The sequence below is a fragment of the Bacillus sp. F9_6S_D1_P_5 genome, from assembly GCF_054823925.1.
Map to the genome: position 1 here is coordinate 115,079 of NZ_JBTREW010000001.1, position 16,324 is coordinate 131,402.

General features: G+C 36.8%; 13 protein-coding genes. 12 read left to right on the top strand and 1 reads right to left on the bottom strand.

The window, feature by feature from the left end:
* Window positions 1-199 precede the first annotated feature (199 nt).
* The 3 genes from ACUXEY_RS00625 (at window position 200) to ACUXEY_RS00635 (ending at window position 5,927) form a co-directional block, all read left to right on the top strand.
* A complete protein-coding gene (locus tag ACUXEY_RS00625) occupies window positions 200-2,299 on the top strand; it encodes a vWA domain-containing protein (RefSeq protein ID WP_461299821.1) in 2,100 nt (699 codons plus the stop codon).
* Between the two features lie 73 nt (window positions 2,300-2,372).
* Window positions 2,373-5,735, top strand: coding sequence for a tubulin-like doman-containing protein (locus ACUXEY_RS00630; RefSeq protein WP_461299822.1), 3,363 nt, complete (start codon window positions 2,373-2,375; stop codon window positions 5,733-5,735).
* 57 nt (window positions 5,736-5,792) lie between these two features.
* Window positions 5,793-5,927 carry a hypothetical protein gene (locus ACUXEY_RS00635; RefSeq protein WP_001116178.1) on the top strand — a complete coding sequence of 45 codons (135 nt, stop codon included), beginning with the start codon at window positions 5,793-5,795 and terminating at the stop codon, window positions 5,925-5,927.
* 79 nt (window positions 5,928-6,006) lie between these two features.
* On the opposite strand, the gene ACUXEY_RS00640 is transcribed toward ACUXEY_RS00635, so the two are convergent.
* Complete coding sequence (locus tag ACUXEY_RS00640; RefSeq protein ID WP_461299823.1) at window positions 6,007-6,486, bottom strand: Ger(x)C family spore germination C-terminal domain-containing protein; 480 nt, start codon at window positions 6,484-6,486, stop codon at window positions 6,007-6,009.
* Between the two features lie 296 nt (window positions 6,487-6,782).
* On the opposite strand from ACUXEY_RS00640, the gene fdhF reads away from it, so the two are divergent.
* From fdhF to moaE, 9 genes are all read left to right on the top strand, one after another.
* Window positions 6,783-9,722: a formate dehydrogenase subunit alpha gene (fdhF, locus tag ACUXEY_RS00645; RefSeq protein ID WP_461299824.1), complete on the top strand. Its 2,940-nt coding sequence runs from the start codon at window positions 6,783-6,785 to the stop codon at window positions 9,720-9,722.
* A 12-nt stretch (window positions 9,723-9,734) separates the two neighbouring features.
* On the top strand, window positions 9,735-10,217 hold the full coding sequence (locus ACUXEY_RS00650; RefSeq protein ID WP_461299825.1) for a helical membrane plugin domain-containing protein: 483 nt from the start codon (window positions 9,735-9,737) through the stop codon (window positions 10,215-10,217).
* A gap of 115 nt (window positions 10,218-10,332) precedes the next feature.
* Entirely contained in the window at window positions 10,333-10,677 is a 345-nt protein-coding gene (locus ACUXEY_RS00655; protein ID WP_000039582.1) for a Na-translocating system protein MpsC family protein, read from the top strand.
* Window positions 10,678-10,693: 16 nt separating this feature from the next.
* Complete coding sequence (gene fdhD / locus ACUXEY_RS00660; RefSeq protein WP_461299826.1) at window positions 10,694-11,491, top strand: formate dehydrogenase accessory sulfurtransferase FdhD; 798 nt, start codon at window positions 10,694-10,696, stop codon at window positions 11,489-11,491.
* A 20-nt stretch (window positions 11,492-11,511) separates the two neighbouring features.
* The gene (gene moaA / locus ACUXEY_RS00665; RefSeq protein WP_429603134.1) at window positions 11,512-12,528 is read left to right on the top strand and encodes a GTP 3',8-cyclase MoaA; all 1,017 of its coding nucleotides are present in this window, start codon (window positions 11,512-11,514) and stop codon (window positions 12,526-12,528) included.
* 200 nt (window positions 12,529-12,728) lie between these two features.
* The gene (locus ACUXEY_RS00670; protein WP_033656377.1) at window positions 12,729-13,508 is read left to right on the top strand and encodes a formate/nitrite transporter family protein; all 780 of its coding nucleotides are present in this window, start codon (window positions 12,729-12,731) and stop codon (window positions 13,506-13,508) included.
* Between the two features lie 24 nt (window positions 13,509-13,532).
* Window positions 13,533-14,549: a molybdopterin-synthase adenylyltransferase MoeB gene (locus ACUXEY_RS00675; protein ID WP_461299827.1), complete on the top strand. Its 1,017-nt coding sequence runs from the start codon at window positions 13,533-13,535 to the stop codon at window positions 14,547-14,549.
* 18 nt (window positions 14,550-14,567) lie between these two features.
* Window positions 14,568-15,821 (top strand): molybdopterin molybdotransferase MoeA, encoded by a 1,254-nt coding sequence (gene moeA, locus ACUXEY_RS00680; RefSeq protein ID WP_461299828.1) that lies wholly within the window; start codon window positions 14,568-14,570, stop codon window positions 15,819-15,821.
* Between the two features lie 34 nt (window positions 15,822-15,855).
* Window positions 15,856-16,320: a molybdopterin synthase catalytic subunit MoaE gene (gene moaE / locus ACUXEY_RS00685; RefSeq protein ID WP_063262502.1), complete on the top strand. Its 465-nt coding sequence runs from the start codon at window positions 15,856-15,858 to the stop codon at window positions 16,318-16,320.
* The last annotated feature ends 4 nt before the right edge of the window (window positions 16,321-16,324 follow it).

Consider the following 16,324-nt stretch of genomic DNA (forward strand, 5'->3'; position numbering starts at 1 on the left):
TTAAGTGTAGAGCTTAAACAGGCTTTTTTACTTATAGTATCGGATAGAAAATGCTTGAAGGGGGCATATTCAGTTTGTATAACTGTTTACATAATAAAGTTATGGTGTGTTAGTTGTCCTAAAATACAAGTCATATATCTTGTATCCTCTCATAAATTTAAACATAGGAATTTGTCTACAAAGGTGGCGAAGCCTCATCATGAAAATTCGAATTTGTGCCACATTCATGTTGTTTTTATTTATATGTTTACATCCTTTTTGGACTTTTGCAAAAGGAGAGGAGGCAAAGGAAAGGGTCGTTTCACTTGTATATGATGATTCGGGCAGCATGAGAAATAACGATCGCTGGAAATATGCCAATTACGCTTTGCAAAGTTTAGTTGCGCTATTAGATGAAAAAGATACATTTTCTTACGTTCCAATGAGCAAGCCGAATGATCCATTAAACATTTCGTTAACAAGGGATAAGAGACAAACAGAAATTGAAGGAATTGGAGCGTGGAAGACGTATTTAAATACTCCGTTTAGCGCAGTAGAAACGGCGATGCAATCTATAAAAAAGGAAGCAGATATAGATGGAAAACGTGAATTTTGGCTTATTGTCTTAACTGACGGGGCATTTAATGATTTAGAGAAAGATAAGGTTGGCGGAAAAGAACAAATTTTGCAGAAGCTAGCGCAGTTTAAGAAAGATATGGATGCAAAAAAGATATCGTTACATCCAATTTTAATTACGATGGAAGAGGACTTAGGACAGCAAGAAAAGGCACAACTAAATACGTTTAAAGAAATATGGAAGAAAGAGATAAATGGTGTTACGATGCCGTCTAGTGGAGAGGATGGTATTGTAAAAAGCGTCAATCAAGTGGCAGCATTAGTTGCAAATCGTGATCCGTTCTCCTCTGTTGAATCGATTGTAAAAACGAAAGTAGCAGGGAAGAAAGTAGAAATTACAACACCATTTCCATTAAAGCGTATGACGCTTGTACGACAATCGCCTTCTTTGTCTAATTATCAGGTCACACAAATTTCTAAACCATTACAATTACAATCTTCTTTTTCCATACATGCACCAGGAGAAGCGAAATTATTCGGAAATATAGTTCATATTAGTACGGAAAATGAGGAAGTTATTAAGCCAGGAACTTATACGATAGAGGTGGATCGAGATATTGAGAAAGAAGGACTACAAGTACTAGTTGAACCGGCGCTTAACTATACTGTTTCTACTTATGACAAAGATGATAGTAGTCAAAAGAATGTGGGAAAAATGTATGAAGGTATTACTGCTGTTATTGAAGCGAAGCCTACGGAATTACCAATTCAATCTTCATATTTTCAGGCAGAAGTAGAAATAGACGGAAAACAGTACCCGATGAAGTGGGACGATAAAAAACATATATTTTACTACGAAATGAAGGTTGATAAAGGGCTAGTGCGCGGGAAAGTTCATATGAACATAAAGGGTTTTTACAGACAGACGAAAGAATTTAAAATCGAAGTAACGGAAAAACCAAAATTATCACTACAAACGATTACGAAAGATTATGAAGAAAAAGTAACAAATTTAGAGAATAGTAAACCGTTTGTTATACAACCACAGTTAGATGGTAAGCCGATGACAGAAGAGGCTGTAAAGAAACTATTAAAATCTACTGGTGTCACATCTAAACAATCAATCAACTATGAAATAAAACAACATAGTAATCAAATGTATATTTATCCTCGCCCTCATTACTCCGACACATTCAATTTCACAGATACCGGCACCGTAGAAGCTACCATCGTAGTGCAAGATTCAAAATTACAAGAAGTAAAGAAAAAAATATCACTTCATATTCAAAATGCACCGTTTTATGAAAAATATGCGCTTATCTTTAAGTTTGTTATTCCTATCACTTTATTACTGTTAATAGTAGGAATAATCATTTTAGGTTGGATTGTCCGTCCAAGATTTCACCGGAAAGCACTATTGTATTACGAATGGGATCAAGAAGTAGCGAAAGATTGGTTATATCAATCTGAGCCAGAATTACTTAAAAATAAATGGTGGAAACATTATTTTGGTATTCCGTATAGAGCGGAAAGGAAGACAGTACAATCCGTTACGTTTATAGCAAAGAAAGGATCGAAATCGATATTTGTAGCGAAAGAATCCCAATTAGTAGGAATGATTATTGATGGGATGTTTATAACAGAGGATGAGGTTGGAATGGAACATAAGACGTTATATCCAAATGAACTTTTAGTAATTGATAGAGGATATGGTAAAGAGATTTACAGGTACGAGTGTGAATAGTAGATAGGGCAAAGAGGGGGATTTTAATTTTCCCTCCTCTTTTCAAACAAGCAAGAATAGGAAGGTGGTTCACATGACGTTACAAGTTCCAACGATATTAATTGGTTTAGGTGGAATCGGTAGTACTGTGACACATCAAATATATGAAAGGCTACCTGAGGAACGCCGAAAAAAGGTAGCAATGCACGTATTTGATACAGATGTGAATACATTGAGTAAATTTGATCATATTCGAAAGTTTAAAACACAAACGAGTTCGAGTAAAACACCAAGAGAGTATATTGCGGGAGATCCAACGATTCCAGAATGGTTTCCAATGGACCCGACTATACTGGATAAACCACTGACAGAAGGGGCAGGACAGTTACGCGTCATTTCCCGTTTAGCGTTACGTGCTGCGATGAAAGAAGATAAATTGACGTCCTTTTGGCAAGAAATTGAGAAGATTTTTCCGGTTACAAGCGATCAAACGGAATATGGAGTGCGTGTCATTATCGTAACATCACTAGCGGGCGGAACAGGTTCAGGGATGTTTCTACAAATTGCATTATATTTACGTGAAATGCTTCGGAAAAAACTGCAACATCACAACATTTTAATACGTGGTGCGTTTTTAATGCCGGACGTGTTAGTTAAGACGAGAACGGTTAGTGCAAAAGAGTTTGAAACGGTGCAAGCAAATGGCTATGCATCGCTAAAAGAATTACATGCCATTACACTCGGTTCTACTGGAGAATTATCAAAACGCGGTGGCGTCACGATTGAATTAGAATATCGACCTGATCAAGTAGATGAAGACGGTAGAACAAATCATACAATTAAACAACACCATCTACCGTACAATTATTGTTTCTTATACGATTACGAAAATCTACACGGACACCATCTGCACAATTTATCAGATTATATGGAGCAAATGGCAAATACGATTTATTTACAGTTATTTAGTCCGATGTCTGCAAATCATTTTGCACAGGAAGATAATCAAATTCAGCAATTAGCAGAATCGAGCGGGAAAGGACGATATTGCGGGGCAGGAACGGCAAAGATTATTTATCCATATGAGCACGTGTTAAAATATTGTGCTTTAAAATGGGCAGTGCAAGGTTTAGATGAATCGTGGCTGCATTTAGATCAACTGTTTCAAGAGAAGAAGCAAAGATACGATCAAGATGTAAAACGTGGTATGCAACGTGAAAAGCCAGAGCGCGGGAAAAGTTATTTAGAAGACTTAGAACATCTTGCTACTCGCCCAGAACAGGCTCATATTTTTTATAGACAAATGTATAATGAAACGCGTGAAGGAGCAGAAGGCGGTAAGGTCGGTGTTGCGAAATCAAAACTGTTTTTAGAAGCTGTAGAAAGTTATGTACAGCGTACGGTGCAAAAAGATGAAGAATTAAATCGTCTGCAGCATGAGTGTAAAATTTCAGCTGCAAAGCTGAAAATGATGGAACAAATGAAAGGTGAAGTAGCAAGGGTAGACCATGCGGTTCGTTTATATGCGTATGCGATTGCGAGCCGCGTACATGAACATGTAACGACACTTTTATATGACATGATTGAATCAGACCGTTTTTCACCAAGTGGTTCTGAGGGACAGTCATATCAACTAAATACATGGTTTTTAAAGAAAACAGATCCTGTTCATCCAGTATCCGCTCGTTTTATGTTATATGAAATTCGAAAGCAGTTAGTCGAGAAAATGAATCGACTACATGAAAATAATGAACAAAAGCGTAATTTAATTCAAAACTACGATAAGAAATTTAATGTGAGTAATATTGATGGAACGGTAACAGCTGTGCGCCGAGTAGAAATCGCGCAGCAACAAGGCTGGTTTGGAAAAATGATTAATAATCAGCAGCGTTTATTTAAAAAGGAATTTGAAGATATTGTAACGCAGTACGTACACAAATTAAACGAGTATCGTAAAGAAATGCTATTAGAACTCGTATATCAATCGCTATATCAAGCGGTTAATAAAATGATTCAATATTGGGAAAGATTTTTTGATAATTTACACGAAACACGTGAAAATTTATTGTTCGAAATTCAAAAACGAAGCAAGGAGTTTGAAGGGAAAACAAACCCAACGAATGTATACGTATTAGCTGAAGAGAAGTTACAAGAAAAGATATGGCAAGATATGCAGCAACATTTAAATTTAGGTGTATTACCGAAAGATATATCAGCAGAAATTTATATGAGTTTATACGGGGAATATTGCCGGGATGCAAAAACGGAAGAGATTCAATCGAAAAAGGTAGAAGACTTTTATCGTGAGCACATACTAAGTTATTGCTACGATGAGTTACAAATACGCTATCGTGATAAATTAGAGCTGAATATCGTTGAGGCGTTACGAAAAGAAGCGGATTATAAGAAGCGTGATCGTGATGAATACGTTCGTGAAAAAATTGAAGACTTGTTCCATTTAGCAAGTCCATTCGTGCCGAAAGTTTCACATCATAGGGAATTACAATATTGGGGCATACATCCATCTTTAAAGAAAGAACTGCAAGAGGAATTAATTCAAGAAATGTTTAAAGAAAAGGATACAGTACATGAAGCTTTTTCACCATTTGAAGTCATTTGTTATCGTGCGCATTACGGTTTATCACTGCAAGATTTTCCTAAGCTCTCGTCTGGACATATTGCAAATGGATTTATGAATGATAAAGGTGATTATTTTCAGTCTTACTATCGCCGCGTAAACAAGTTGAATAGTAAAAAATCTAGTTTAACGCCGCATTTAGATAAGTATTGGCACTTACCGGCATTCATGCCAGACTTAAATGCAACGCAAACGAAGTTAGATTATGATAAATGTAATCGAGCTCTTCTATACGCGTATATGTATCGCTGGATAAGTTTAGTTGCTGTTGATGGCCAGTTCGTGTACCAATATAACGGCGTTGGTCGTAGCTTCTTAATTCAGTCGATGGGGAAAAATATTTCAAGCGAAAGTTATAAATTGCATAGAGCGTTGCTTCATAATCCGTTCATTTATGAAAACATCTTATCTAGATTTGAAGAAGAACAAGAAAAGGCGATGATACAAGGTGGACATTTATATACACATCCATTTGTATTAGGTGCTCAAGATATTAGATGGCTTCGTAAAGAGCATGTCCATAATATTTTAGATATGATTTTAATGTATGACCGTGAAGCAAAGTATGATCCAACGTTAGAAGAAACTTCTGATGAATTATTAAGGTTATTCCTTGATGAAATTGAGTTATATTTCCAAAACTATTACGGTACAGGTGCCGATATGGTTGCAAAGAAAGAGAAAGAAATGTTTATTAAACAATTGTGGGATCGTTCGTATGCGAAAGGCTATGTAGATCCAAATAGTGCTCCTTATAAAAAGTGGCAAAATTTATTAAGCGTTCATGATGAAGAAGAAACGCCAAAAACGAATGTATAATGAATGAAAAGGGAATCCTTAAAAGTGGCAATACAACTTTAGAAAAGAGGGATTCCGATGCCGTTTTTAGGAAGTGTATATCAAATATTTGGATTGTATCCAGAAATTTATTATGGAATGATTTCAGCTGAACTTGCAGAGCAGCAAAGATTGGAACAAGCGGAAAACGAAGAGCCAGAAACAGAAGCTTAACTGTATAGGAAGCTTCAAAATAAATATGATAACACGTTACTTGCTCTTTACACGTATAAGAGCAAGTAGCGTGTTTTTATTATTTAATGATTCCGTTTTCTAAAATTTTAATAGTAGGTACTACTTTCACATTCGCTTTTGAAAAGGCACTCGGCCAATCGTCTTCAACTTCTTTCCATTCTTTATATTGAAATGCCCTCGCATAGTCACCAAATCCGAATGGATCAAGTTGCTGTTTTTGAATTTTGTGGATTAAATCGTTTAGATCTTTGTTTAGTTGTTTTGTAATAAGTGAAGTTAATTTCTTTCTATCTTTGTCTATATTCATGTTAATAACGGTTTTGTCTACAAGTCCTTCCATATATATAAGGGCAGCTTCTTTTCCGTTTTTTAACGGAAAGGTTCGTGTAATTAATTCTGGAATACCACTAAACAGCTTGGACAAGTGCTTTAGATTAAGGGAAAGAGAAGCAGAGGTAGATTGATTTAATAGGTGATCAGCTTGCTCTTGTGCAGAAAAAGATTTTTCACCACGTATCCATTTATTAAAAGACCCCATTTGTTTGCTTACTCCTTGCTATGTATTATATGGGTTATTATGGATGGTTCCATGCGGACATATGCGTAGTTTAAATTTTATATTGTATATTTTTAACTTTAACGCTATAATTATAGTGTTAAAGATGGAATCGTGATATGACCTGTTATGAATCTATCGTTTTATTTATGAATAAATGGATTGGTATTTTAGCAAGATGTGCTAATAAACTACTCCACCATGATAATAACGTGCCGAAATGTGGTGCGTATATTTTCGTGGTGGAGTTTTTTTATTCTCAAAAAGGGGGAAAGACCATGAATGACAACATGGTTCATATTACAATTGACGGAAAAAAGTATGCAGCGGAGCCCGGTTCAACGATATTGGGTGTGATTAATGAAAACGGGATTGAACATCCGCAAATTTGTTATGTGCCAGAAGTAGATCCTATTCAAACATGTGACACTTGTATTGTAGAAGTTGACGGGAAGTTAATGCGCTCTTGTTCGACAGTAGTGACAGAAGTTATGAACATTGAACGTAATTCTACTCGTGCGAAAGAAGCACAAACAGAGGCGATGGATCGGTTATTAGAAAATCATTTATTATACTGTACTGTATGTGACAACAATAATGGGAACTGTAAGCTGCATAATACAGCAGAATTAATGGAAATCGAACATCAAAAATATCCATATGAACCGAAAGTGGATGTAAGTGAAGTGGATATGACACATCCGTTTTATCGTTATGATCCTAACCAATGTATTGCATGTGGTCAATGTGTTGAGGTATGTCAAAACTTACAAGTAAATGAAACGTTATCAATAGACTGGGAAGCGGAACGCCCGCGAGTGATTTGGGATGAAGGGGTAAATATTAATGATTCTTCATGCGTGAGCTGTGGTCAATGTGTAACGATTTGTCCTTGTAACGCTTTAATGGAGAAAACGATGCTCGGTGAAGCTGGATTTATGACGGGATTAAAACCAGATATTCTTGAACCGATGGTAGACTTAATTAAAGAAGTTGAGCCTGGATATAGCGGTATTTTTGCGGTATCAGAAGTGGAAGCGGCCATGCGTGATACTCGTACGAAGAAAACGAAAACAGTATGTACATTTTGTGGTGTAGGGTGTTCATTTGAAGTGTGGACGAAAGGGCGTAAAATTCTTAAAGTACAACCTTCTTCTGATGCGCCAGTTAACGCAATTTCTACTTGTGTAAAAGGAAAATTTGGCTGGGATTTCGTAAATTCTAAAGAACGAATTACGAAACCTTTAATTCGTAAAAATGGAACGTTTGTTGAATCTACATGGGAAGAAGCATTGAATGTAGTTGCAAGTAAATTAGGATCGATTAAAGAAGAGTACGGTAAAGATGCTATCGGTTTTATTTCTTCATCTAAAATTACGAATGAAGACAATTACGTGATTCAAAAATTAGCCCGACAAGTATTTCAAACGAATAATATTGATAACTGCTCACGTTATTGTCAATCACCAGCGACAGACGGATTATTCCGAACAATTGGTATGGGCGGAGATGCTGGAACGATTAAAGATATCGCACAATCTGGTCTTGTTATTATTGTAGGTTGTAATCCGACAGAAGGTCATCCTGTTTTAGCTACACGAATTAAACGTGCACATAAATTACACGGACAAAAATTAATTGTGGCTGATCTTCGTAAAACAGAAATGGCAGAGCGTTCAGACGTCTTTGTTAGTCCAAAACAAGGAACAGATCAAGTATGGTTAATGGCTGTTACGAAATATATGATTGATCAAGGCTGGCACGATCAACGATTTATTGATGAGAATGTAAACTTCTTTGAAGATTTCAAAGAGAGTCTTACAGAATATACACTTGAATATGCAGAGAAAATGACTGGTATTTCAAAAGAAACACTTATTCAAATGGCTGAAATGATTCGTGATGCAGATGGTACATGTATTCTTTGGGGTATGGGAGTAACGCAAAATACAGGTGGATCTGATACTTCCGCTGCGATTTCAAACTTACTTCTTGCAACTGGTAATTATCGTCGTCCAGGTGCTGGTGCATATCCGCTTCGAGGTCATAATAACGTACAAGGTGCTTGTGATATGGGTACTTTACCAGGATGGCTTCCTGGATATCAACACGTTACTAACGATATGGAACGTGCGAAATTTGAAATGGCTTACGGAGTGAAAATTAATACTGAACCAGGTCTTAATAATATTGAAATGCTGCACGCAATTGACGAAGGGAAAATGAAAGCTATGTATCTTGTCGGAGAGGATATGGCTCTTGTAGATTCTAACGCGAACCACGTACACGAAGTGTTATCAAGCCTTGATTTCTTCGTTGTGCAAGATGTTTTCCTTTCTAAAACTGCACAATATGCAGATGTTGTATTACCAGCAGCACCGTCTCTTGAGAAAGAAGGTACGTTCACAAATACAGAGCGCCGTGTACAAAGACTATATCAAGTGCTTCCTACGCTTGGAGATGCGAAACCAGATTGGTGGATCGTGCAGGAAGTTGCGAATAAATTAGGTGCAAACTGGAATTATAGCCATCCAAGTGAAATCTTTGCTGAAATGGCAAGCTTATCACCACTATTCTCACAAGCGAACTATGAAGTGCTGGAAGGATGGAATAGTTTCCATTGGGGAAGCTTTGATGGTACGAATACACCATTACTTTTCCAAGATGGATTTAACTTCCCAGATAAAAAAGCTCGTTTTGCGATTGCTGACTGGGTACGTCCAGCTGAATTCCCAGCGGAGTTCGATCTTCACATTAATAACGGTCGTATGCTTGAGCATTTCCATGAAGGGAATATGACAAATAAATCAACAGGTATTCAAACGAAAGTACCTGGTGTGTTTGTTGAAATTTCTCCAGAACTTGCAAAAGAACGTGGAGTGAAAACCGGTTCATTAGTTCGTCTTATCTCTCCTTTTGGAGCGTTAAAATTACGTGCACTTGTAACAGACCGTGTAAAAGCGAATGAGTTATATTTACCGATGAACTCTACAGATAATGAAACAGCGATTAATTTCTTAACAGGTCCTGCAGTTGATACGCGTACAAATACACCTGCTTATAAACAGACGAAAGTGCGTATGGAAGTGCTAGAAGTTGATGGTGAAAATCCGATGCCAAAAGCAAACCCGCGTAATAAAAAACGTCATCCTCAAGCTGGCATTGAGGTACATCGTAAGTGGGCACGTCCAGGGTATGTGCATTTAACGGATAAGTAGGAGGAGAAAAATATGGCTGCACCTATAAAAATGATTCAAAAACAAGAATTAACTGAGGAAGAAATAAAACAGCAAAAACTAGATGATTTAAAAGAGCTTCTAGCTAATAATGAAGAAGCTTTAAATCAAATGTTTAATATTGTTGGGGAATTAAATGAAATTGGAATGCTAGAAGCCGCAAATTCTATGCTAAAGGCGAAAGAACCAATCGCAAAGATTGTTCTTGGCCAAGTGACTCGTGAGCCTGTTACAAATTTAATTAATAATATGATGGGTGCTGCGGGTGCTTTAACAGAACTTGATCCGGAACTTACGAAAAAGCTTATAGGTAGCTTATTAGTAGGGCTAGAAAAAGGTAATGAACATTTAGAGAGTAATAAAAAAGTAGGGGTATTCGATCTTATGAAAGTATTGAAAGACCCAGATATTAACCGTGCTATCGGGTTTGGGCTTCATTTCTTAAAAGGTATGGGAAAAGGATTAAAAGAAGAATAAGTTTCATGAGGTGAATCTTTTCGCCCAAATGTTGGTGCGAAATAGTTTGGGCGAAAGGATCATTTTGGTAAAATATATAATAAAGTAAAATGAGGATTTTGGGAGGTATAATTGTATGTCAAAAAAAGTACATGAATTTAATGATATGATACGAAAACTTCGAAAGGAACTTTTCGGAAAAGGACCGGAACGAATTCATACTGTTTTTGCTGAAAATATGGCGATTGCGACCCTTTACGGAAACTTAACACCTACTGAAAAATTCATTTCAAGTACGATGGACGGTGCGGAAATGGTTCATATGGCTAGAACGAAAATGATTCAAGAAGTGTATGCCGCAAATTCCCGTGAACATTTGGAGGAACTTGTTGGAGCGAAATTAGTGAATTTGTTTTCAGATATGAAAGTGGAAGAAGATATTGCAGTTTCGGTATTCGTTTTTGATAAAAATATAACGTGAGAGAAGGATACTGATCGTGAAACCGATACAGGTAGAAAGAGAAATCTTTCGTTATGAACAAGGGGCGTTTAAACATATAGAGGACAGCATTGTAACAGAGTTTCCAGTCACGATTAAAATGAACGGACAGGAGTTTGTTACAATGGTTAGTACTCCAGAATATATAGAAGATATGGTAATAGGCTTCTTAGCATCTGAAGGAATCATTCGAAAGTATGAAGATATTGATGACATATGGGTACAAGAGAAAGAAGGATTTGTACATGTCACAACGAAAAAAGCGAACCCGTATTACGAACAAATGCAAAATAAACGTTATATTACGTCGTGTTGTGGTATGAGTAGACAAGGTTTTGTTTTCGCAAATGATGCACTAAGCGCAAAGAAAATGGGTGGTGTCCATGTACAGATTGCAGCAGAAGATTGTTTTCGGTTAATGAAAGAAATGCAGCAATCCGCAGAGACATTTCGTCATACAGGCGGCGTTCATAATGCGTCTTTGTGTGATGTGAATGGTATTATTTTAAGCCGAATGGATATCGGAAGGCATAATGCGTTAGATAAAATTTACGGTTATTGTTTAAAAAATAATATTTCTATAAAAGATAAAATCATAGTTTTTAGTGGTCGTATTTCTTCGGAAATATTATTGAAAGTTGCAAAGATTGGTTGTGAAATTATACTTTCAAAATCAGCTCCAACTGAGTTGGCTTTGCAGCTAGCTGAAGAATTAGGTATTACTACGATAGGGTTTATTCGGAATCAATCCTTAAATGTATATACGCATCCAGAGCGTGTTTTAAATATAAAATAAGTAAAAGCGAGGCAATAAATATGAAATCTGTCACATTAGACAAACTACAACGTCCTTTAAAGGATTTACGTATTTCTGTTACTGATCGCTGTAATTTTCGCTGTCGTTATTGTATGCCAGAAGAAATATTTGGTCCTGATTATTCGTTTTTGTCTAATGATAAAATTTTATCTTTTGATGAGATTGAAAGGATAACACGTATTTTTGTTTCTTTAGGTGTAAGAAAGTTACGGATTACGGGCGGAGAACCGTTACTTCGAAGAGGTCTTCCGCAGCTTATTGAGCGCCTTAATAAAATAGATGGTGTGGAGGATATCGGCTTAACAACCAATGGATCGTTACTTAAAAAGTTTGCTCCTGATTTATATAAGGCGGGTTTATCACGTGTGACAGTTAGTTTAGATTCCTTAGAAGAAGAGCGGTTTTTCTATTTGAATGGTAATAGAAGCAAAGTGCAAAGGGTACTAGAAGGAATACAGGCTGCAGCTGAAGTCGGTATGAAAATTAAAATAAACATGGTCGTTCAAAAGGGGAAAAACGAACAGGACATTTTGCAGATGGCGCAATACTTTAAGGAAAATAAACATATTCTTCGTTTTATTGAGTATATGGACGTTGGAAATTATAACGGTTGGGAGTTAAAAGAGGTCGTATCTAAACAAGAAATAGTAAATGCCATACATCAAGTTATGCCATTAGAACGGATAGAAGCGAATTATGCAGGTGAAGTTGCAACTCGTTATCGTTATATCGGAAGTGAAGAGGAAATAGGTATCATTTCATCGGTAACAGATTCCTTCTGTTCCTCATGTACGAGAGCACGTATTTCTGCAGAAGGAAAATTATATACTTGTTTGTTCGCTTCTAAAGGAAATGATTTGAGAGAACTGCTTCGATCTGTATACACTGACGAGGAAATAACAGATATCGTACGCGATATATGGAACAACCGAGAAGATCGTTATTCAGATGAACGCTTAAGTCATACAGGTAAAAAAAGAGTGCCTAAAATTGAAATGTCACATATTGGCGGTTGATATATAAGAGTGACGCTATGATGAATTATATACAAAATGGAAAGTATGCAACGTTTGTAGATTTTCTATTTTATAGTAAAAGTGATGATTGATATCTCTGTAAAAGATGTGCAGAGAAATTAAGCAGCATTCAAAAACCTTTATTTTAAGTAGGTTTTTTGAAGCTGCTTTTTTATTTGGAGAAAATGGAGGAATTAGTAATGGCATTTCATAAACCGGAACAGATTGCTGAACTCGTAATTGAGGCCGGTGTTCAAAAAGTAAGTCAAACGTTGCCAGCAATGCTTATTCTCGGTTTTTTAGGAGGAGCGTTTATTTCGCTAGGTTTTTTGCTTAACATTCGCGTTTTAGGTAATTTACCTGAGCGCTGGGGGAGTTTAGTCAATGTTTTAGGAGGAGCGGTTTTTCCTGTTGGACTCATGCTCGTCGTATTGGCAGGAGGAGAATTAATTACGGGAAATATGATGTCACTGTCTATGGCGCTATATGCAAAGAAAATTACATTGGTAAGTGTATTAAATAATTGGGTTTGGATTACTTTCATGAATTTTGTGGGAGCTATTTTCGTAGCTTATTGTTTCGGTCATCTCGGCGGATTAACAGAGGGAGATTATTTAAATAAAACGGTAGCGATAGCGGAAGGAAAGTTACATGAATCGTTTGGGAGAACTTTGATTTTAGCAATTGGTTGTAATTGGCTCGTTTGTTTGGCGCTTTGGCTCGCTTATGGAACGAGTGATTTTGTCGGGAAAATAATAGGAATTTGGATTCCAATTATGGCATTTGTAGTAATCGGATTTCAGCAAGTAGTAGCAAATATGTTTGTCATCTCAGCAGTTATTTTTGCAGGTCATCTGACGTGGATGGATCTTGCTAGAAATTTCGTTCCTGTCTTTATCGGAAATGTAATTGGAGGGGCTGGATTTGTTGGGTTTGCTTACTTTGCTTGTTATCAAAAACAACATTCTAATATGAAATAGAGTTCGTGAGAGGAAGGGTATGTAATGGCTGAGCGGTATTCACGACAACAGTTGTTCAAACCAATTGGGAGTAGAGGGCAAGAAAAAATTCGAAATAAACATGTGTTAATTGTAGGAGCAGGCGCATTAGGAAGTGCAAGTGCCGAAAGTTTCGTGCGTGCAGGTATTGGCAAGTTGACGATTATTGATCGTGATTACGTTGAATGGAGTAATTTACAAAGGCAACAATTGTACTCTGAACAAGATGCGAGAGAGAAAATGCCGAAAGCAATCGCTGCTAAAAATCGGCTAGAACAAATTAATTCTGAAGTACAAATACATGCTTTCGTAATGGATGCAGTTGCAGAAAATATGGATGACCTATTAAAAAATGTAGATGTAATAATTGATGCAACAGATAATTTTGATATTCGATTTGTAATAAATGACTTATCACAAAAACATAATATCCCGTGGGTATATGGTTCTTGCGTTGGCTCGTACGGTATGAGTTATACAATTATTCCGCAAAAGACACCGTGTTTACATTGTGTGCTGAAGAACATTCCAGTTACAGGTGTGACGTGTGATACAGCTGGAATTATTAGCCCGACTGTTCAAATCGTCGCAGCATATCAAGTGGCGGAAGCACTCAAAATTTTAGTAGAAGATTTTTCAGCAATTAGAAAAACATTTTTCATGTTTGATATATGGAATAATCAAAACCAATTTATAAAACTAGGGAAAATCAAGACAGACGATTGTCCTTCGTGCGGTTTGAATCGAACTTATCCTTATTTATCATACGAAAACCAAACGAAGGTAGCTGTTTTGTGCGGAAGAAATACAGTTCAAATTAGGCCAGTAGAAAATAGAAAGTACGATTTTGACGATATAGAAAAAGTATTAAAAAGACTGGGGGAAGTAGATCGGAACCCGTATTTACTATCTTGCCAACTGGATGATTACCGCTTCGTTATTTTTCGGGATGGACGTGTTCTCATTCATGGTACAAATGATATTTCGAAAGCGAAACAATTATATTATCGCGTATTCGGTTAATAGAAAGGGTTGTCAACAATGGAAAGAAGAGTGCCAATTACGGTTGAAGAAGCTGTTCGTAAAGTAATGGGATTTGCTAATGAGGGATTAAAGGAGCTACTACCTATTGAATTAGCTTACGGACGTATATTAGCAGAAGATTTAGTAGCTGACCATGATGTACCTTCATTTAATCGTTCACCGTATGATGGGTTTGCTATTAGAGCAGAAGATACGAATGTAGCAAGTTATGAAACACCAATTGTGTTTGAAGTAATTGGTGAAATTGGTGCAGGATCAATATTCCACGAGAAAGTAGGCCCGTTTCAAGCAGTCCGAATTATGACGGGAGCGCAAATTCCGAATGGGTGTGATGCGGTTGTTATGTTGGAGCTGACTCGTCAATATGAGGAAGCTGGCAACAATTACATGGAAGTGAAGCGATCGTTTAAAACGGGCGACAATATTTCTTTTCAAGGTGAAGATGCTCGTAAAGGAACGGTTCTTGCAAAGAAAGGATCATACATTCATCCAGGTATTTCAGCTCTTCTTGCTACGTTCGGCTATAGCGAGGTGCCAGTTGCAAGAAAGCCTATAATTGGACTATTAGCGACTGGTAGTGAATTACTGGATGTAAATGATTCACTACAGCCAGGGAAAATCCGAAATAGTAATACGTATATGATATTGTCCCAAATTCGAAGAGCGGGCGGAAGAGTAAAATATTTTGGGAAGTTTAGCGATGATTTTCATACATGTTTCACAGCTGTAAAAGAAGCATTAAGCCAAGTAGATATGCTCATTACAACAGGTGGTGTATCAGTAGGGGATTACGATTATTTGCCAGCTATATATGAAAAATTAGGTGCATCGGTTCTTTTCAATAAAGTTGCAATGCGGCCAGGAAGTGTTACGACTGTAGCACAATTAAATGGCAAGTTATTATTTGGTTTATCAGGAAATCCATCTGCTTGTTACGTAGGATTTGAATTGTTTGTAAGACCTTGTATTCGGACGTATATGTTTAGTGAAAAAGCACATGTAAAAAGAGAAAAAGCGTTGTTAGGAGAAGATTTTTTAAAACCAAATCCATTTACAAGATTTGTGCGAGCAAAACTGGCATATAACGAAGGACAGTTAATCGCTTATCCGTCAGGGTTTGATAAATCTAGCTCGGTTTCTTCTCTAGCAGAGACAAATATATTTATTGTACTTCCAGGTGGTACGAGAGGTTATAAAAAAGATATGTTCGTAGATGTTCTCTTGCTGGAAGATAACGAAGGTAGTGAATAGCCTGGAGCATTTTATAAAGTGAGGGGTGTTTCTAATGGGACAAGCACTATTTGAAATTGTAGATATACCAATTTTAGTTGAAGAAGTAACAAATAAAGTCGCAAGAAGAGAAGCAGGTGCGATTACAACTTTTATTGGTACGGTGAGAGAGTTAACAAAAGGAAAACGAACGCTACATTTAGAGTACGAAGCATATAAACCGATGGCAGTAAAACAACTTACAAGAATTGGTGAAGAAATAAATGAAAAGTGGCCAGACGCAAAAGTAGCAATTACGCACCGTGTAGGGAGGCTAGAAATTATGGATATCGCGGTAGTCATTGCAGTTTCATCACCGCATCGTAAAGTTGCTTATGAAGCAAATGAATACGCGATTGAACGTATAAAGAGAATCGTCCCCATTTGGAAAAAAGAATTTTGGGAAGATGGAACGATGTGGATTGGAGATCAACTTGAAAATACGGCATATCCAGAAGGAAAACCGAAGAAGGAAGAATGAGAAG